This is a genomic window from Paeniglutamicibacter sp. NPDC012692, from assembly GCF_042901625.1.
In the GTDB taxonomy this organism is placed as follows: Bacteria; Actinomycetota; Actinomycetes; order Actinomycetales; family Micrococcaceae; genus Paeniglutamicibacter.
This window is the reverse complement of the sequence record NZ_JBIBDE010000001.1, coordinates 873,725-892,288: the sequence shown is the minus strand read 5'-3', so window position 1 is coordinate 892,288 and position 18,564 is coordinate 873,725. Positions and strand designations below refer to the sequence as shown.

The 18,564-nt window shown below is 68.2% G+C and carries 15 protein-coding genes; 11 read left to right on the top strand and 4 right to left on the bottom strand.

Translation table 11 applies throughout. The features are described 5' to 3' along the window. Positions 1-66 precede the first annotated feature (66 nt). The 6 genes from polA (at position 67) to ACFY5D_RS04065 (ending at position 8,455) form a co-directional block, all read left to right on the top strand. On the top strand, positions 67-2,697 hold the full coding sequence (gene polA / locus ACFY5D_RS04090) for a DNA polymerase I (RefSeq protein WP_387527558.1): 2,631 nt from the start codon (positions 67-69) through the stop codon (positions 2,695-2,697). Continuing rightward, positions 2,697-3,989 carry a GNAT family N-acetyltransferase gene (locus ACFY5D_RS04085; RefSeq protein WP_387525389.1) on the top strand — a complete coding sequence of 431 codons (1,293 nt, stop codon included), beginning with the start codon at positions 2,697-2,699 and terminating at the stop codon, positions 3,987-3,989. The genes polA and ACFY5D_RS04085 overlap by 1 nt, the downstream gene beginning before the upstream one ends. A gap of 21 nt (positions 3,990-4,010) precedes the next feature. Beyond that, entirely contained in the window at positions 4,011-5,318 is a 1,308-nt protein-coding gene (locus ACFY5D_RS04080; RefSeq protein WP_387525386.1) for a GNAT family N-acetyltransferase, read from the top strand. Between the two features lie 5 nt (positions 5,319-5,323). Next, positions 5,324-6,256, top strand: coding sequence for a polysaccharide deacetylase family protein (locus tag ACFY5D_RS04075; protein ID WP_387525383.1), 933 nt, complete (start codon positions 5,324-5,326; stop codon positions 6,254-6,256). Positions 6,257-6,481: 225 nt separating this feature from the next. Next, a complete protein-coding gene (rpsA, locus tag ACFY5D_RS04070; protein ID WP_387525380.1) occupies positions 6,482-7,948 on the top strand; it encodes a 30S ribosomal protein S1 in 1,467 nt (488 codons plus the stop codon). A gap of 135 nt (positions 7,949-8,083) precedes the next feature. Further along, complete coding sequence (locus ACFY5D_RS04065; protein WP_387525376.1) at positions 8,084-8,455, top strand: hypothetical protein; 372 nt, start codon at positions 8,084-8,086, stop codon at positions 8,453-8,455. On the opposite strand, the gene ACFY5D_RS04060 is transcribed toward ACFY5D_RS04065, so the two are convergent. Beyond that, entirely contained in the window at positions 8,452-8,916 is a 465-nt protein-coding gene (locus ACFY5D_RS04060; RefSeq protein WP_387525373.1) for a YbaK/EbsC family protein, read from the bottom strand. The genes ACFY5D_RS04065 and ACFY5D_RS04060 overlap by 4 nt on opposite strands. On the opposite strand from ACFY5D_RS04060, the gene ACFY5D_RS04055 reads away from it, so the two are divergent. Further along, positions 8,915-10,384: a hypothetical protein gene (locus tag ACFY5D_RS04055; protein ID WP_387525370.1), complete on the top strand. Its 1,470-nt coding sequence runs from the start codon at positions 8,915-8,917 to the stop codon at positions 10,382-10,384. The genes ACFY5D_RS04060 and ACFY5D_RS04055 overlap by 2 nt on opposite strands. On the opposite strand, the gene ACFY5D_RS04050 is transcribed toward ACFY5D_RS04055, so the two are convergent. From ACFY5D_RS04050 to ACFY5D_RS04040, 3 genes are all read right to left on the bottom strand, one after another. Next, a complete protein-coding gene (locus ACFY5D_RS04050) occupies positions 10,381-10,950 on the bottom strand; it encodes an isochorismatase family protein (protein ID WP_387525367.1) in 570 nt (189 codons plus the stop codon). The genes ACFY5D_RS04055 and ACFY5D_RS04050 overlap by 4 nt on opposite strands. A 67-nt stretch (positions 10,951-11,017) precedes the next feature. Beyond that, positions 11,018-12,157 carry a class I SAM-dependent methyltransferase gene (locus ACFY5D_RS04045; protein ID WP_387525364.1) on the bottom strand — a complete coding sequence of 380 codons (1,140 nt, stop codon included), beginning with the start codon at positions 12,155-12,157 and terminating at the stop codon, positions 11,018-11,020. Then, on the bottom strand, positions 12,154-12,828 hold the full coding sequence (locus tag ACFY5D_RS04040) for a YigZ family protein (RefSeq protein ID WP_387527555.1): 675 nt from the start codon (positions 12,826-12,828) through the stop codon (positions 12,154-12,156). Before ACFY5D_RS04040 ends, ACFY5D_RS04045 begins: the two co-directional genes overlap by 4 nt. Before the next feature lie 104 nt (positions 12,829-12,932). On the opposite strand from ACFY5D_RS04040, the gene ACFY5D_RS04035 reads away from it, so the two are divergent. From ACFY5D_RS04035 to ACFY5D_RS04020, 4 genes are all read left to right on the top strand, one after another. After that, complete coding sequence (locus ACFY5D_RS04035) at positions 12,933-15,983, top strand: ATP-binding protein (RefSeq protein WP_387525361.1); 3,051 nt, start codon at positions 12,933-12,935, stop codon at positions 15,981-15,983. Positions 15,984-16,080: 97 nt separating this feature from the next. Then, complete coding sequence (locus tag ACFY5D_RS04030; RefSeq protein WP_387525359.1) at positions 16,081-17,490, top strand: FAD-binding oxidoreductase; 1,410 nt, start codon at positions 16,081-16,083, stop codon at positions 17,488-17,490. 37 nt (positions 17,491-17,527) lie between these two features. Next, complete coding sequence (gene coaE / locus ACFY5D_RS04025) at positions 17,528-18,148, top strand: dephospho-CoA kinase (RefSeq protein WP_387525357.1); 621 nt, start codon at positions 17,528-17,530, stop codon at positions 18,146-18,148. Beyond that, a complete protein-coding gene (locus tag ACFY5D_RS04020) occupies positions 18,123-18,488 on the top strand; it encodes a hypothetical protein (protein WP_387525355.1) in 366 nt (121 codons plus the stop codon). The genes coaE and ACFY5D_RS04020 overlap by 26 nt, the downstream gene beginning before the upstream one ends. The last annotated feature ends 76 nt before the right edge of the window (positions 18,489-18,564 follow it).

Below are 18,564 nucleotides of genomic sequence, written 5' to 3'. Positions count from 1 at the left end.
GTGAGCGAATCAACCAAACTTGTGGCAACCGATCCCCAGCGACTTCTTGTGATTGACGGGCACTCGATGGCCTTCCGTGCCTTCTACGCCCTGCCGGCGGAGAACTTCGCCATCGACACCGGACAGCACACCAACGCAGTGCATGGTTTCGTGTCGATGCTGTTGACCATGATCCGGCAGCAGAAGCCCACCCACGTCGCAGTGGCCTTCGACCTTGACACCCCCACGTTCCGCTCGCTGGAATACACCGAGTACAAGGGCGGGCGCAACAAGACGCCCGAGGAGTTCTACGGGCAGATCGACCTGATCCAAAAGGTCATGGAAGCCATGAACATCCCGACCATCACCATGGATGGCTACGAGGCCGACGACATCATCGCGACACTCGCGGCCAAGGGCGAAGCGGCGGGGCTCGACGTGCTCGTGGTCTCCGGCGACCGCGACGCCTTCCAGCTGATCACCGAAAAGACTCTGGTGCTCTACCCCAAGAAGGGGATCTCCGACATTCCGCCGATGGACGGCGACGCCGTCGAGGCCAAGTACTTCGTGCGCCCGGAGCAGTACTCGGACCTGGCCGCCCTCGTGGGCGAAACCGCCGACAACCTGCCCGGCGTGCCGGGCGTGGGACCGAAGACCGCCGCCAAGTGGATCAACCTCTACGGCGGCCTCGAGGGCATCCTCGAAAACATCGACTCCATCAAGGGCAAGGTCGGCGACTCGCTGCGCGAACACGTCGACAACGTCACCCGCAACCGCAAGCTGAACCACCTGCTGCGCGACCTCGAGCTGCCGGTGGAGCTCGAGGCCATGGAACTGGAACGCCCCAACCGTGAGGCCGTCGAGGAACTCTTCGACGCGCTGCAGTTCAACACGCTGCGCAAGCGCCTGTTCGACCTCTTCGGCGACGAACCGGAGGATGCCCGCGAGGAAGTGGAGATCGCCGACCACTCGATGCTCGGCTCCGCCGGGGAAATCCGCGACTGGTTCGCCAAGCACGGCGCCCAGCTGCTGGGCATGCACGCGGCCACCGTTCCCGCGGCCGGAAGCCTCGACGTGGTCGGGCTCGCCTTCGCCTCGGTCGACGCCAACGCCTACGTCTCGCTCGAGGAGGCCGACGCAGACACCGAGCAGGCCCTGGCCAAGGTGCTGTCTTCCAAGGGCTACGCCAAGGCGGTCCACGACTACAAAGGCACCTACAAGCTGCTGAAGAACCGCGGACTGGACCTCGACGGCGTCGCCGACGACACCATGATCACCGCCTACCTGATCCAGCCGGACCGCCGCAGCCACGACCTGCCGGACATCGCGCAGGTGCACCTGAAGATGTCGCTGGACACCACCGAGGCACCCGCGAACGGCCAGCTTGCGCTGGACCTCGAGGGCCCGGACATGGCCACCCCCGCGGTGCGCGCGGCCCACGTGGTGCGCGAGCTGTCCCTGCACCTTGCGGGCATGCTGGTCGAGCGCGGCGGGGACGCCCTGCTCAAGGAACTGGAAATGCCGCTCTCTCACGTGCTGGCGCAGATGGAAATGGCCGGCATCGCCATCGACACCGCCAAGCTCGACGAGCTGTACTCCGACTTCACCATGACGATCGACCTGGCCACCGCGGAGGCCTTCGCGGCGATCGGCCACGAGGTCAACCTCTCAAGCCCCAAGCAGCTGCAGGTGGTGCTGTTCGAGGAATTGGACCTGCCCAAGACCAAGAAGATCAAGACCGGTTTCACCACCGACGCCGAGTCGCTGCAGGACCTGCTGGTCAAGACCGGGCACCCGTTCCTGGTCGCGCTGATGGCCTACCGCGACGCCACCAAGCTGCGCCAGACCGTCGAGGGCCTGCGCAAGGCCGTGGCCACCGACGGCCGCATCCACACCACCTACGCGCAGACGGTTGCCGCCACCGGACGCCTGTCCTCGCTGAACCCGAACCTGCAGAACATCCCGGTCCGCTCCGAGGAGGGCCGCCGCATCCGCGAGGTCTTCGTCGTCGGCGAGGGCTACGAGACCCTGCTGACCGCGGACTATTCGCAGATCGAAATGCGCATCATGGCGCACCTCTCCGGCGACGAGGGCCTGATCCAGGCCTACCAGGAGGGCGAGGACCTGCACCGCTTCGTCGGCTCGCACGTCTTCGACGTGGAACCGGCGGAGGTCACCTCCGAGATGCGCTCCAAGGTCAAGGCCATGAGCTACGGCCTGGCGTACGGGCTGAGCTCGTTCGGCCTGTCCAAGCAGCTGAAGATCTCCGTCGACGAGGCCCGCAACCTCATGAAGGACTACTTCTCCCGCTTCGGCGCGGTGCGCGACTACCTGCGCGCCGTCGTGGACCAGGCCCGCAAGGACGGCTACACGGAGACCATCTTCGGCCGCCGCCGCTACCTGCCGGAGCTTGCCAGCGACAACCGCCAGCTGCGCGACATCGCCGAGCGCGCCGCGCTGAACGCCCCGATCCAGGGCTCCGCCGCCGACATCATCAAGCGCGCCATGCTCGGTGTGCAGGAAGGGCTGGAGGAGGCGGGGCTCAAGAGCCGCATGCTGCTCCAGGTCCACGATGAATTGGTGCTGGAGGTCGCCCCCGGCGAGCTGGAGGCCGTCGAGGCCATGGTTCGCGAGAAGATGGGCGCCGCAGCGGAGCTGAAGGTTCCGCTGGATGTCCACGTGGGCATCGGCAAGTCCTGGCAGGACGCCGGCCACTGATGAGCGCCGGGCACCTGCGCATCGAGAACGTGTCCCTGGCGCGCCGCGAGGACGGCGCGGCCAGCGGGCAGTTCGCCGCCTGGATCAACACCGCCTGGGAGGGCTTCTACAAGAAGCCGGCCACGGCGGAGCAGCTGGAGCAAATGCTGCAGGCCCACGAGATCGACGAGCGGGTGCTCACCGGCGTGTACGACGACACCCGGCCCGCCGGGCTCGTGGACCCGCTGGTCCCGGTGGCCACGTTCGCGTCGTTCGCCAAGACGCTGAACGCCGGCGCCGGGCTGCTTCCGGCGCACCTGGTCACCCTGGTCACGGTGCGGCCCACGCACCGCCGCCGCGGCATCCTGCGTCAGCTCATGACCGGTGACCTGGCCCGGGCCAAGGCCGCCGGCTTCCCGGTGGCCGCGCTCACCGCCACCGAGGCGACCATCTACGGGCGCTTCGGCTTCGGCCGGGTCACCGAGCACCAGGAGCTGCAGCTGGACGTGCGCGGCGACGTGCGCTTCCACGCGGAGCCCGTCGGGTCCGTGGCCCAGGTGGCCCCCGAAAAGCTCGGCGACATCGCGGTGCCGCTCTTCGAGCGCTTCCACGCGGCCCGGCGCGGTTCGGTGGGGCGCCAGGAGTCCTACCTGCGCCACGCCACCGCGCGCTGGGGCGACGACGGGCCCGAGCCGGATCCGAAGCTGCGGGCTGCCGTGTACCTGGATGCCGCCGGGGAGGTCCAGGGATTTGTCACCTACGCCTTTGCCGGCTGGGACCCCAAGCCGATCACGCTGGATGTCAGGGACCTGGTGGCCACCACCGAGGTCGCCCGCCGCGAGCTGTTCAGGTTCCTGGCCGCGCACGACCTCGTGGAGCGGGTGAGCTACCCGTTCGCCGCCGCCAACGACCCGCTGGGCTGGGCGCTGGAGGATGCCTCCCGGATCGGCTACAGCGAACGCGAGCACGGACTCTGGGTGCGCGTGCTCGACGTGCCCCGGGCGTTCGCCGCCCGCGAGTACCGGGGCACCGGGAGCTTCTCCCTGCGCGTCGAGGACCCGCTGGGCCTGGCCTCCGGAACCTACGGGTTCGAGGTCGGCGACGGCCGGGCCGTGGTCACCCGCCTGGCCGACGACGCGCCGGCCACCCTGTCCTGCGACGCCGTGGCGCTCGGTCCGCTCCTGCTTTCGGCCGCCGGCGTTGCCGAGCTCCATGCCGCCGGCCAGCTGCGCATCGACGACCCGGGGGAGGCCGCCCGGCTCGGCCGGCTGCTGGACCTGCCCGGCCTGCCCCACGCCATCAACGGATTCTGAAGAAGAGAGCAACCGTCGACCATGAGTGAAACCGTGACCAGGAACAGCGCCATCCGCATCGAGCGCTTCGCCCCCGAAACCATCGACGGCGTGCCCACCCGGCGCACCGACGCGTTCAACCTGGCCACCAGCCGCGGGTTCCACGACGGCCCGCCTGAGGCCGAAGCGCTGAAGACCCTGGCGGAGATCGCCGTCGCCGACGGCGTCACGTTCACCGCGGTGCACGACGATGCCGCTGTCGCACCGTCGATCCACGCCGACCAGCCGGTCGCCACCTACGCCGCGTTCCCCGGGACCATCAACGTGGGCGGGACCCGGCCGGTGCCGGTGCACCAGATCACCTCGGTGACCGTCAGCCCGACGCACCGCCGGCGCGGCATCCTGCGCACCGTGATGACCGAGGACCTCGCGCGTGCCAGGGAGGCGGGCATGCCGCTTGCCGCGCTGACCGCCTCCGAGGCGACGATCTACGGCCGCTTCGGCTTCGGCCGGGCCACCGAACGCGTGCGCTTCTCACTCAAGGTCGACCGCGGCGCGCAGCTGCGCGCCGCGACCACCGGCAGCGTCGTGGAGGTCGCACCGGCCGACCTCAAGGGCCACGACGCGGCCATCTTCGAGGCCGCCCATGCCCGGACGCTCGGCTCGGTCGGACACAACCACTTCGACCTCGGCTTCGCCGAGGGCCGGTGGGACGACTACGAGTCGCTCAAGCCGGTCAAGAACCTGCGTGCAGCCCTGCACCTGGACGCGCAGGGCAACCCCGACGGATTCGTGACCTACCTGTTCAACGGGTGGAAGAACGATACGCACACCCTGGAGATCCAGCAGCTGTGCGCCGTCACCGGCGCGGCCCGCCGGGAGCTGGTCGCGCACCTGGGCGCCCACGACCTGATCGACAAGGTCACCGGGCGCGGACCCGTCGACGACGTGCTGCCCACCGCGCTGGCCGATTCGCGTTCCTACAAGGTCACGGCGCTGGGCGACCACCTGTGGCTGCGCATCCTGGACATCCCCGCGGCCCTCGGCGCCCGCGGCTACTCCTCCGACGGCAGCATCCGGCTGCAGGTGCGCGACGACCTGAAGCTCGTCGACGGCGCCTGGGAACTGACCGTCACCGCCGGTGCGCCCGTGGTGCGCCAAGCCCCCGCGGACCTCGCCGTGGACGCGAGCCTCGACGTGCGCGACCTTGCCTCGCTCTACCTCGGGGCCACGAGCGCCACGCGGCTTCACGAGGCCGGGGTGCTCACGGCCCACTCGGCCGGCGCGCTGTCCACCATGGATGCGCTCTTCGCCACTGCCACCGTTCCCTATTGCCAGGCGGACTTCTAGACATCATGCAGATCCCCGTTTCAAACCCGGTGGGGCGCCGCGTCGTCCTCGGCGCCGTCCTCGGTCTCGGTGCCGGCGTGCTCAGCGCCTGCGTCGCCGACCCGAATTCGCCCACCGCGCCCACGGCGGCACCCGCTGCTTCGACGTCTGCCGCCGCCACGCCGAGTTCCACACCGAGCCCGACCGCCACGCCGGACGAGACCCCGGACAAGTTCACCGTGATGACCCGGAAGCAGGCCGTCGCCGAATTTTCGGGCGAGCCCGCCGGCGCCTTCGGGCTCGAGGTCAAGGGCATCCAGATGGACCTGCCGGCCCGGGCCCGCGGGGCGGCGCTGACCTTCGACGCGTGCGGGGGCCCGCACGGCGAGGGCTATGACGCCACCTTGATCAAGGCGCTGCGGAAACACCAGGCACCGGCCACCCTCTTCATCAACCGCCGCTGGGCCAAGGCCAACCATTCCCTGATGCTGGAGCTGGTGGCCGATCCGCTCTTCGAGATCGCCAATCACGGCACCTCGCATGCGCCGCTGACCAGCAGGGGACAGTCCGCCTACGGGATTCCCGGCACCGCATCCATCGCCCAGGCCTACGACGAGGTCATGGGCAACCAGCACTACCTGGCGGAGACCTTCGGCGTGGAGGCGAGGTTCTTCCGCTCGGGAACCGCCCACATGGACGAGCTCAGCACCCGCATGACACGTGAGCTTGGACTCATTCCGATGAATTTCACCGTGAACCTCGATGCCGGAGCCACCTTCCCGGCGGCCACCGTCGCCGCGCAAACGGCCCTGCTGGGCAAGCGCGATGTCGGGATCGCGCACTTCAACCGCCCGAATTCGGGCACCGGGGCCGGCGTGGCACGGGCGCTTCCCGGCCTGCTGAAATCCCTTGAATCCCGGGATCTGCGCCTGCTCAAGCTGTCCGACGCGTTCCAGTAATCCGTCCGTATCCTCCCTCGTCGTGCGCCTTTCGGCGTCGGCGGAATCCGACACTCCGGCTTGACAAGAACGGGAATTGACGTTTTGACCCGGCAGGGTGCGGGGGAATAGACTAGGAGGGCGCGTTTCGGCCTTGCCGTGCCCGCACAAAGCTTAAATTCGGAACATGCCGGGACTTCCGGCCGACCGATTCATACAGACTATCCACATCGGAGTCCCTACTACATGACCATCACCTCCAACGAGAAGACCAGTGCTCCAGTTGTTGCAATCAACGACATTGGCTCTGCTGAAGACTTCCTCGCTGCCGTCGACGCCACCATCAAGTACTTCAACGATGGCGACCTCGTCGAAGGCATCGTCGTCAAGGTTGACCGCGACGAAGTTCTGCTCGACATCGGTTACAAGACCGAAGGTGTCATTCCTTCCCGCGAACTTTCCATCAAGCACGATGTTGACCCGGGCGACGTAGTCGCCGTTGGTGACAACGTCGAGGCCCTCGTCCTCACCAAGGAGGACAAGGAAGGTCGTTTGATCCTGTCCAAGAAGCGTGCTCAGTACGAGCGTGCCTGGGGCGACATCGAGAAGATCAAGGAAGAAGACGGCGTCGTTACCGGCACCGTCATCGAGGTGGTCAAGGGCGGCCTTATCCTCGACATCGGCCTGCGCGGCTTCCTGCCGGCATCGCTCGTCGAAATGCGCCGTGTGCGCGATCTGGCTCCGTACATCGGCCAGGAAATCGAAGCCAAGATCATCGAACTGGACAAGAACCGCAACAACGTTGTTCTTTCCCGTCGTGCATGGCTCGAGCAGACCCAGTCCGAGGTTCGCTCCACCTTCCTCAACAAGCTGGAAAAGGGCCAGGTTCGTCCGGGCGTCGTTTCCTCCATCGTCAACTTCGGTGCATTCGTGGACCTTGGCGGCGTAGACGGCCTCGTCCACGTTTCCGAGCTGTCCTGGAAGCACATCGACCACCCGTCCGAGGTTGTCGAAGTTGGCCAGGAAGTCACCGTCGAGGTTCTCGAGGTCGACCTGGACCGCGAGCGTGTTTCGCTCTCGCTCAAGGCCACCCAGGAAGATCCGTGGCAGACCTTCGCCCGCACCCACGCCCTTGGGCAGGTTGTACCGGGTAAGGTCACCAAGCTTGTTCCGTTCGGTGCATTCGTTCGCGTCGAAGACGGAATCGAAGGCCTCGTACACATCTCCGAGCTGGCCGTGCGCCACGTGGAGCTGGCAGAGCAGGTTGTCTCAGTTGGAGACGAACTGTTCGTCAAGGTCATCGACATCGATCTCGAGCGTCGCCGCATCTCGCTGTCCCTCAAGCAGGCCAACGAGGGCGTCGATCCGGAAGGTGCCGAATTCGATCCGGCTCTCTACGGCATGGCTGCAGAGTACGACGAAGAGGGCAACTACAAGTACCCAGAGGGCTTCGACCCAGAGTCCAACGAATGGCTCGAAGGCTTCGAGACCCAGCGTGCAGCTTGGGAGCAGCAGTACGCTGACGCCCAGACTCGCTGGGAAGCCCACAAGAAGCAGGTTGCTCAGCACCTCGCCGACGATGCAGCTGCTGAAGCTGCACCGGCCGAGTCCGCTGCAACCTCCTACTCCTCGGAAGCTCCGGCTCCCGAGGCAGGCACCCTGGCATCCGACGAAGCCCTCGCCGCACTGCGCGAGAAGCTCACCGGAGCCTAAGCCTTCCTCCGCTTGTGAATCATTGATTCACTCGAGGTAGCTTGTTCCAAGGGCCCCTCCACCAATGGTGGAGGGGCCCTTCGTCGTTAACCAGGCGGTTCGGAAAATCCGGTACCCGCGGACTACCCTCAAATCATGGATACTTCCGCATGGATAGCCGTGACCCGGGAAGACGGGGAAACCGTTGGATACCTCGAGCCGGTGACTCCCGACTACGACGTCGTGCAGCCCCGCTCGGTCCTGGGGCATGTCGCCGGTGAACCGTGCAACTACCTTGCCGGTGAAGACCTCCTGTGTGAACGAGGAATTTCCGAGTTGATGCAGCAATGGCAGCTCAAGGACGCGCCCGGTGCATTGTCTGGCCCATTGGCCATCCTCGAGGTTTCGCCGCATGGAATCGTGGTCGCCGACGCGCTGCTGCTCAAGGCGCTGGCTCCGAGCGAAAAGGTCACCGTGAGTTGGCCCGATGTCGAGCACTGCCTCGAACCTGCGGTTTCGGGTCCTTAACGGACGACCAGTTCGGTACCGCCAGTCAGCCTGATGAGCTCCTCGTAGCTGAGGGGCACCAGCGAATCCGCTGTGCCTGCGGCAACCCAGAGCTCGTCGAAGTCACGCAACGCGGCGTCAACCACGGTGCGCAGGGGAGCGGGATGCCCCGCAGGTGCAACTCCACCGATGACCTGCCCCGTTGCCTGCTTGACGAAGTCGGGCGTTGCCCGTTTGATCGAAACACCGCCCAGTGCCGTACCGACAACCTTGGTGTCGACGCGACCCGCACCGCTGGACATGATCAGCAGCGCCTCGCCCGCGCAATCGAAGACCAACGAGTTGGCAATTGCCGCCACCTCGCAGCCCAGGTAACTGGCAGCCGCCGCTGCGGTGTGCGTGTGCTCGTCAAGAATCTGTATCTCTCGATCAATGCCTGCCTTCTTAAGGTCGGCAACAAATCTTTGGTGTTTCGGGTTCATGGTCGCCGGTGCCTCCTTGCTGGTCACAGGTATTTTAGCCACACTCACGAATTCGTTCCAGAGGCGCGACCGATGGCAATATCATGGGGTCACCAATCAACAAACTGCCCTGCTGCTCCGCCCCAGCGAAGCCCAATGGGTTGCACTGCCCAAAATGCTCGCGCCCCGTGTGTTGTACTGGGCATTGCTTCTGGGGTTCGGAGGGTTGCTTGCCGCGGAATTCATCAAGTGGCTCGGCGATGATGCCGAGATGGCACCAACCACGTGGGTCGCATCCGTGGAGCCTTCGGGTTTCATGCCGGATGCAGCATTCACTATGCTGTTCCTCATCCTGCTACCGGTGATGTTTTCGCCGAGGACGGGAATCTGGGTGGCGTTTCTTGCCGTCCAATTTGAGAACTACATTGCAACCAGCATGGGGCTTGAACCCCATTGGTGGTACTGGCCCAGCACAGTGCTGCTTGGCGCTGCTGCGTTGATCGAACTGTCGATGGGCCTGCGGCAATTCATTGCGCTCCGCACATTACGGAAGGCACTGGAACAGGAAACGCCGAAAACGCGTCCAATCACCGATGAACAGGCAAAATGGGCGCGAGAGCATGCGCGTAGCGGACGCGGGGGTTTCCTGTTCCTTGCAGGCGTGGCACTTGCCGCTTACCTGGCATTCTCGTGGTTGCTGAACAGTTCCCTTGCTAATGGGCCAGGGTCAGGGCCGGAACCTGAGCCGTTTAGTCCCTTCTTGCTGGCGGTAGCCCTGGGGGCGGCGCTCTGGGCGGTGGTCCTGCCGTTCAAGATCGCCTGGCGCATGTTCCGTGCCAGGTCGATCGGTTCCGTGCTCTGGATCCTGCCGACGCCCGATGGCGGGCCGCTATCCGTGGCGGGAAAGGACTGGCTGGATACCGGGCACCTCTCCGAAGATGAGCAAAAGCGTGATGGCTGCAGCTGCAAGGAACAAACGGAATTCGAGGAAATCGAATCAGGCGAAGAGTACATGGACGAGGTTCATGTCGACCTGCATTGCGCGGTGCACGGAGTGGACGCGGTCAATTCCATGGGCACATCGGAGTTTGCCGCGATGGCCCGCACCGAGCCATGGGTTTGGAATCAGTTGTCCAGGCTTCCCATCACCGCCATGGGCAGGCCAATCGGTGTGCTTGGCTATGCAGGTCCGGGTTTGCCCGGCCGCGTGGGGCTGGTTGAGGACAAAGAATTCCTGGCCATCGAAGGATGGCGCAGCGAACCCACGGAAAACTTCCTCGGCGCACGCAAGCTCGAGGCATCGCGGAATTCCGACAGCGAAACCGCGCCGAAGCCAAACCCCGTACCCATGGCAGGACGCGTTGAGGAAGTGGACCTACGGCCGTTCGGGATCGACGGCCGTGCCCAGCGCTACAAACACGGGCATCCGTTCTTTGTCTCAGCGGATCAGCATGGCAACAGAACAGCTCCCAACTCCGACCAGACTTAGTCGTTAACCGGCACCGGGTGGAAGACGACTTCTTCGGCACGCAGCAGCGAAATGCTCTGCTTGGGATACTCCAAGCCGGCAAAGTATGCGTTGGTGTGGGCGATGACCTGGTCTCCGGTCATGGTCTGGCCCTCAAAGGTGGCGGCCCCCGTGGTGTGGGCATCGCGCACGAGCGTCACGTCAAAGCCCATGGCCGCGGCGCGCTGGGCCGCAGTGCGAACGCAATAGTCGGACTGGGCGCCGCAGATCACCACGTGCTGGACGTCCTGGGCGTTCAGCGCTGCGTGCAGGCCGGTTCCGGCGAATGCATCGCGGTAGGTCTTGAAGATGTGGTGCTCGCCGTCGCGGGGTTCCAGCGGGGCGGCGATACGCCACGGGGTGGAATGCCGGGCGAAGTCCTGCTCGTCCTGTACCCAGAAGATCGGGGTGCCGGTATCGCGTGCCCTGGTGACCATTTCCTGGATCCGGGCGGTGACCTTCTTCGGGTGAACGCAATGTTCAACCACGCCGTTTTGCATGTCAACGACGATCAGGGCCTTCTTCGGTACCTCGGTGCGCTCATCCATTCCAGAAGTATTGCACCACTTGGCTCCCGAACGATTGAAACTCGCCCATGCAGTCGCCAACTCTCCGCTACGCCCGCGTCGACACCGTGACGGTGAACTTCGGGTTCCTGGCCACCTGGCGCGTGGGACCCACCAGTTTTTCCAGCTGCGACCTGTAGCCCAGGTGCGAATTCCACACGCACCACAACTCGCCCCCGGGCGCCAGCACCCGGCCGGCGTCGGTAATCAACTTCAGCGCGATCCCCGCGTGCACGGTGTTGCCCATGTGGAACGGCGGGTTGAGCACCACGAGTTCCTCGGAGGAATCGGGCAGCGACGCCAGCGCGTCGTCCTGCACCGGCGCCACTCGGTGGGCCACGCCGTTGGCCGCCGCCGTTGCAGCGGTTGAGGCCACGGCGGATGCAGACTGGTCGGAGGCGTGCACCGTGAGCCTGGGGTACTTCAGTGCCATGAAGCCGGCAATGGTTCCGTTGCCGCAACCGAGGTCGACTGCGCGCTTGGCGGTGTCCGGCAAATCCAGGTGCTCGAGCAGGAACCGTGTCCCCGGATCGAGCTTCGCGCCGCCGAAGGTCTCGGCGTAGGCGCGCAGCTCGAGCGGATTCTCCAGCCCGACGGGGAACGAGCTGTGCAACGGGAAGCGTGGCGCCGGTCGCTGGTCGGCCGGGCGAACCCCCGCGGCCGTGAGCACGCGGGACTTCTGCCGCGCCAGCGATGCCGTGACCCTCTCGAAGTAGCGGCCCATGACCTCGTTCATGCCCAGGCCCATGTGCTTGATGCGGCCGGTGGCCATGACCGTGACGTCGTCCGAGGCGTGGTCGGCCACGAAGGCCAGCATTTCCTCCAGCGCGTCCAGGGAACGGGGGAGCTGGAGAAGGACCATCGAGGTGCCCTCCAACAGTCCGGCACCCAGCGGCAGGTGCGTGTAGTCGCCGGCCAGCTCCGGGAGGAGGCGCTTGGCGTTGGCCTCGATGGCCCGGGCGCCGGAGAGCGCGTCCTGGTGCACGCGCACGGAGCGCACCCCGGCGGCCAGGGCGCCCAGGGTGAGCGCACCGTAGTGGTCGTTCAGGATGGCGACCCTGCCCGGTTCGGCCGGCCAGCCGGCCTCCGCTGCAAGGTCAAGCAGTAGCCGGTCCGCGGCGTCGAAGGCCTGCAGGTTTTCGGCCTCGACATCGGGCCAGCGGCGCAACAGCGCAAAATCAAGATTCATCGTAGATCCACCCATTCGGTTCCCAGGTTTTCGGCAGTGCCGGCCCCGGCACTGAGCGTGGCGAGCCGGTCCTTGAACTGCTCGATCGCGTCGTTTTCGTCGTTCAGCGCCACCCGCAGCGTGGCCAGGCGCGGGCCGTAGTCGGTCCCCAGGACCTGGATCCCGCCGGCGCGCAGGTCGTTCTCAAGCTTCCCCGCGGCGACGTAGTCCGTGTCGATCCCGAGGATGCGCATGCGCTGGCGGCGGACCAAGGGGGCCGCGTCCAGGGCGCTGGAGACCGAATCGGAGTACGCGCGCACCAGGCCGCCGGCGCCCAGCAAGATGCCGCCGAAGTAGCGCACCACCACCGCGACGATGTCCGAGAGGTCGGTGACGCCCGGTGCGGTCTCGCGCTTGGCCAGTGCGTCGAGCATCGGGATGCCGGCGGTTCCGGAGGGCTCGCCGTCGTCGTTGCTGCGCATGGCCATGCGGTCGGGGCCCAGGATGAACGCGCTGCAGTGGTGACGCGCGTCGAAATGGCTCTTGCGCAGCTCCGCAATCAGGCCGCGCGCCTGCTCCTCGGACTCGACCCGGCGCAGGTAGGTGATGAAACGCGAACGCTTGATCTCCAGCTCGTGGACGAAGTCGCCGTCCACCGTCGTATAGGCCGTCGCCACGGAATCGCTGTGCATCACCGATCCATTCTAGTCAGTCGGGACCGGCAGCTCATTGCCTGCCTCGGGTGCCGGTGGGAGAATTCCATGCGGGGGATGGTCGCCAAAAGGGGCAAAATGCCGTGCTGCAACTGAATCTGCTCGGTGAACAACGTCTCACGACGCTGGGCGTCGACCTTGTTGCCGGCGGGTCCAGGGCGGTGGAGCTGCTGGCCTACCTTGTCCTGCACCCCGGGATCCGCGTGCCGCGCCCGGTCCTGGCCGGGACGTTCTGGCCCGATACGCCCGAGGCCCAGGCCATGACCAACCTCCGCCGGGAACTGCACAACCTGCGGCAATTGCTGGAGGGCACCGACTGCCTCGCGGCCTCCGACGGGGCCATCGGCTGGCTGCCGGACCCCGGCCTGCGCGTCGACGTGCAGGTGTTCGCCGCGGAACGCGATGCCGCACTGGCGGCGACGGGGAACCCCGATGCCCGGGAATTCCTGGACCACGCGCAGCTGGCCCTGGACGAGTACCGCGGGGATCTGATGCCCGGCAACTACTCGGACTGGGTGCCCGCGGCGCGGGAGCGGATCCGCGATGAATGCACCGCGCTGTGCGACGACGCCGTTGCCGCCTGGACGGCGCTGGGGGAGGGGCGGCGCGCCCTGGCGGTCGCGGGCCAGCGCATCGCCATCCAGCCGCTGGAGGAGGCCGGCTACCGGGGACTGATCCGCGCCCACCTGGCCCTCGGGGACCGGGCGGCGGCGTTGCACGCCTTCCACCGCTGCACCGCGGTGCTCGAACGGGAACTGGGCGTGGCACCGTCGGCGGAGACCCGCAACCTGCTGGGACCGGGCCGACCTCCCCTCGCGGGTCCGGCGAATCCCCTTGCGGGACCTGGGTCGATCGGGCGGGCCCGGGAGATGGCGGTGCTGCGGCAATGCTGGGAGGAAACCCGCGCGGGCCGCGGGGGACTGCTGGTGCTATCCGGCGCGCCGGGCGTCGGCAAGACGCATCTCGCCGCGGCGCTGGGCGACCTGGCCCGGGCCACGGGCGCGGTGGTGGCCCAGGCGCGCTGCGTGGACGCGTCGGGCCGGATCCCGCTGGCGCCGGTGGCCGGGTGGCTGCGCGGCAGGGACTTCGCCCCCGTGCTGGCCACCCTGCCCGCGCCGCTTCGGCGCGAGGCCGCCAGGTTGCTGCCGGAGGTGCTGCCGGAACCCGCGGAACGGCAGGACCCCGTGCCCAAGGAAGGTCCCGGGCGGGCCATGGTCGATGCCTGGCAGCGCTACAGGTTCTTCGAGGCGCTTGCCGCGACGGTGGAGGCCACCGGGCGGCCGACCCTGTTTGTGCTCGACGACCTGCAATGGTGCGACGCCGACACCGCCGCGTGGATGGCCTACCTGATGGGCTCCGGCCGGACCGCGAATCTGCTGCTGGCCGCGACGCTGCGCGCCGGCGGCGAGGGCGGGTCCGCGGCCGTGGCGGGCCTGCTTCAGGGGGCACGCAGCGCCGGGCAGCTGCGGGAGATGACGGTCAAGCCGCTCGACGCCGCGGCCAGCGGCGAGCTGGCCGGGCACATCCGCGGGCACGCGCTGGACGAGGACGAGACGCGGCTGCTGCAGGCGGCCACGGGCGGCTACCCGCTCTACGTGCTGGAGGCCGCGCGCGCCTTTCCGGAGGCCGAGCCGCTTCCGGAGGCGGGGTTCGGCCCGCTGCTGGGCCGGCGCATCCAGCGGCTGGGCCCGCGGGCCAGGCACGTCGCGGAACTCGCGGCGGCGTTCGGGCACGACATCAGCCTGGACCTGCTCAGCGAGGCGGGGGACCTGGAGAGCGCCGAGCTGGTGGACGCCATCGACGAGCTGTGGGGCCTGGGCATCCTGCTCCCGGTGGGCCCCGGGTACGGGTTCGCGCACAACCTGCTGCGCGCGGCCGCCTACGAGGGCGCCACCCCGGCCAAGCGCTGGCTGCTGCACCGCCGGCTGGCCCAGGGGCTGGAGCTGCTGCACGCGGGAAACCTCGACGCCGTGGCCTCCACGCTCGCCGAACAGTACACGCTCGGCTCCAGCCCGGAACGCGCCCTGCCGTTCCACCTGCGCGCCGGGGCCGACGCCGCGCGCGTGTTCGCCAACTCCGCGGCGCTGAAGAGCTACGGCCGGGCGCTCGGGCTGATCGCCGCCCGGCCGGCGGGCCGCGCGCGGGACGCGGCCGAGCTGTCCGTGCGGCGGTCCATGTCCCCGCCGCAGACGGCGCTGCTGGGCTATTCGTCGGCCGAGCTGCTGGGAAACCTCGACCGCATCCGGGAACTCGCCCTGTCGTTGGGGCACCGGGAGGTGCTGGCTGACAGTCTCATCGGGCTCTTCGCCGGCCGCTACGTCCAGGGGCGGATCGGGCCGTCGTACAAGATCGCCCGGCAGGCGCTGGAGCTTGCCGGGGACGACCCGGACCTGCTGGGCCAGGCGCACTTCGCGGTGGCCGGGGCCGCGCAGGGGCTGGGCCGGGCGGCCGAGGCGATCGGCCACTTCGCCCTGTGCAGCGAGATCGGGCGGCCGGGCTACTCCTACATCCTGGGCACCAGGCTGGAGATCCACGCCCGCGGCTGGGCGTCGCACGCGCACTGGCTGGTCGGGGACGACGCCCGGGCCACGGAGCTGGCCGACGAGGCGCTGTCCATGTCCGGGCCGGGCGAGCTCCCGTACACGCGGGCCGTGGCGCTGGCCTACGCGGCGCTGCTGCAGCAGCTGCGCGGGGACACCGCCGCGCTGGAACTGCTCGCCGCCGAATTGCTGGGCCTGTGCCGCCGCTACGACCTCGCCTACTACGGGCAGTGGGGCGAGATCCTGCAGGGCTGGATGGCGGGCGGCCCGGAGGGAACGGCGCAGATCCGCGCCGGCATCGCCACGCTGCGCGCCCACGACGCGCTCGCCCGGATGCCTTACTGGCTGTCCCTGCTCGCCGGGAACCTCTCCGCGGAGGGGGACGCCAAGGGCGCCTGCGCGGTGCTGGACGCGGCCCTGGCCACCGCCGAACAGCACAGCGACAGCTGGTGGCTCCCGGAGGTGCTGCGCCTGCGCGCCGGCCACGCCCGCGGGCCCGCGCGCCGCGCGATGCTGGACCGCGCCCGCGCCCTGGCCGGGGAACAAGGCAGCGTTGCGCTGCTGCGCCGGCTGGAAGGGGACGCGAACGCCTGAGGGATGCCGGGCGAACGCCCGGCGAACGGACGGGCGCCTAGCGTGGGGTGCATCAAACACCAAGCGCCAACCCCAACAACCCAGCAGGAGAAACACCATGAGCGGGGATCCGGAAACCACGGAAGCACCCTTTGCCGAACTCGCGGCGTCGTTGCGCGGAACGCTGACGCTTCCGCAGGACGAGGGATACGACGCGGCGCGTGCCGTCTACAACGGCATGGTCGACCGCCGCCCGGCGGCGATCGCGCGGGTCGCGGACACCGCGGACATCGTCGCCTGCGTGAACTTCGCCCGCGAGCACGGCGTCGAACCGGCCGTGCGCGGCGGCGGGCACCAGGCCTCCGGGCTGTCGGTCGCCGACGGCGCGCTGGTGATCGACCTCGGCGCCATGCGCTCCACCACGATCGACCCGGCGGCGCACACCGTGCGGGTGGACGGCGGCGCCGTCTGGGCCGACGTCGACCACGCCACGGTCGCCTTCGGCCAGGCCACCCCGAGCGGCTTCATCGCCTCCACGGGCGTCGGCGGGCTGGCCCTGGGTGGCGGCATCGGCTACCTGACCCGGCGCTTCGGCCTGACGGTGGACAACCTGCTCTCCGCGGACGTGGTGCTGGCCGACGGCACCCTGGTCACCGCCGACGAAAACCGCCACCCCGACCTGTACTGGGCCCTGCGCGGGGGCGGCGGCAACTTCGGCGTCGTCACGTCCTTCACCTTCCGCACCCACGACATCGGCGAGCACGGGGTCGTCATTGGGGGTCCCGTGCTCTACGACCTGGCCGACGCGCCCGCGGTGATGCGCTGGTACCGCGAGCTGCTGCCCGCGCTGCCGGAGGAACTCAGCGGGTGGATCGGCCTGCTGACCATCCCGCCGGCGCCGCCGTTCCCCGAGGAGCTCTGGGGCCGCAAGTCCTGCGGCATTATCTGGTGCTACACCGGCGACCACGCCGCGGCGGACGCCGTGCTGGCCCCGGTGCGCGAGTTCGGCTCCCCGCTGGTGGTCGGACTGGCGCCCATGCCGTTCAGCGCGCTGCAGCAGGCGTTCGACCCGCTCTTCCCGGCCGGCCTGCAGTGGTACTGGCGCGCGGACTTCGTGAAGGAGATCTCCGATGCCGCGATCGACATCCACGCCAAGTACGGAGAGACGCTGCCCACCGGGTACTCCACCATGCACCTGTACCCGATCGACGGGGCCGCGGCGCGCGTCCCGGCGGACGCGACGGCCTTCGCCTACCGGCAGGGCGGCTGGGCGGGCGTGATCGTGGGGGTCGACCCGGACCCCGCCAACGCGGAGCTGATCACCGGCTGGACCAAGTCGTACTACGACGAGCTGCACCCGACCACCGCCGGCGGGGCCTACGTGAACTTCATGATGGAGGAGGGGACCGACCGGATCCGCGCCTCCTACCTGCACAACTACGACCGGCTGGCCCGCATCAAGGCGCAGTACGACCCGGCCAACCTGTTCCACCACAACCAGAACATCGAGCCCGCGACTGTTTCCTAGGACGGCTGTTTCCTAAGACGCCTGTAGGCTAGGGCACATGCTCAATGTTGGTTTGACAGGCGGGATCGCCGCAGGAAAGTCCGCCGTCGCGCGGCAATTGGCCGAACTCGGCGCGGTGCTCATCGACGCCGACGCCATCGCAAGGGCCGTCGTGGAGCCCGGGACCCCCGGGCTCGCGGCGGTCGTTGCCGCGTTCGGGACCGGCATCCTCACCGCCGACGGGGCGCTGGACCGCCCGGCCCTGGGTGCGCTGGTGTTCAAGGACGACGCCGCCCGCGAGAAGCTGAACTCGATCGTGCACCCGCTGGTGCGCGCCGAGGCTGCCCGGCTGCGCGAGGCCGCGCCCGCGGACGCGGTGATCGTCCAGGACATCCCGCTGCTGGTGGAGACCAACCAAGCCAAGGACTTCGACGTGGTCCTGGTCGTCGCGGCCCCGCTGGCCGAGCGCCTGCACCGCATGGCCCGGGACCGCGGCATGGACGAATCCGACGCCTTGGCGCGCATCTCCGCGCAGGCCACGGACGAGGAACGCGCGGCCGTCGCCGACGTCGTCATCGAAAATTCCGGCACGGTTGAGGAACTGCGCGACCGCGTCAACGAAGTCTGGGAGTCCCTCGCTGTTGAATCCAAACATGTTGAAACCAAGCATGCCCGCTGACCGCGAAGCTGCCAAGGAGGAACTCCTGGTCATGCTCGAGGCCGAAGAGGCCCGCGCCGACCGGGAGCTGCGCCGCATCAAGCTGGCCTGGCTCCTCTGCGGCCTGTGCCTTGCCGCCGCGCTGGTGCCCTGGCTGTTCCTCGGCGGCCGCGCGCAATTCGTTTCCCGGGACTCCGGCTACGACGCCGCCGTGCTGGTGCCGGCCTGGCTGGCGCTGCTGGGCATCGGTTCGGCCACCCTCGCCGCCGTGCTGTTCCTGATGCGGGCCATGCGCGCCTCGCTGGGCAACATCGTCGAGCGCGACGTGCGCAAGAACCACAAGGCCCCGCGCCGCCGATAGGTTCGTCTTAACAACATTCGTCTTAACAACAGCAGGGCCCGCAATCGCGATTGCGGGCCCTGCTGTTTGTGCCTGT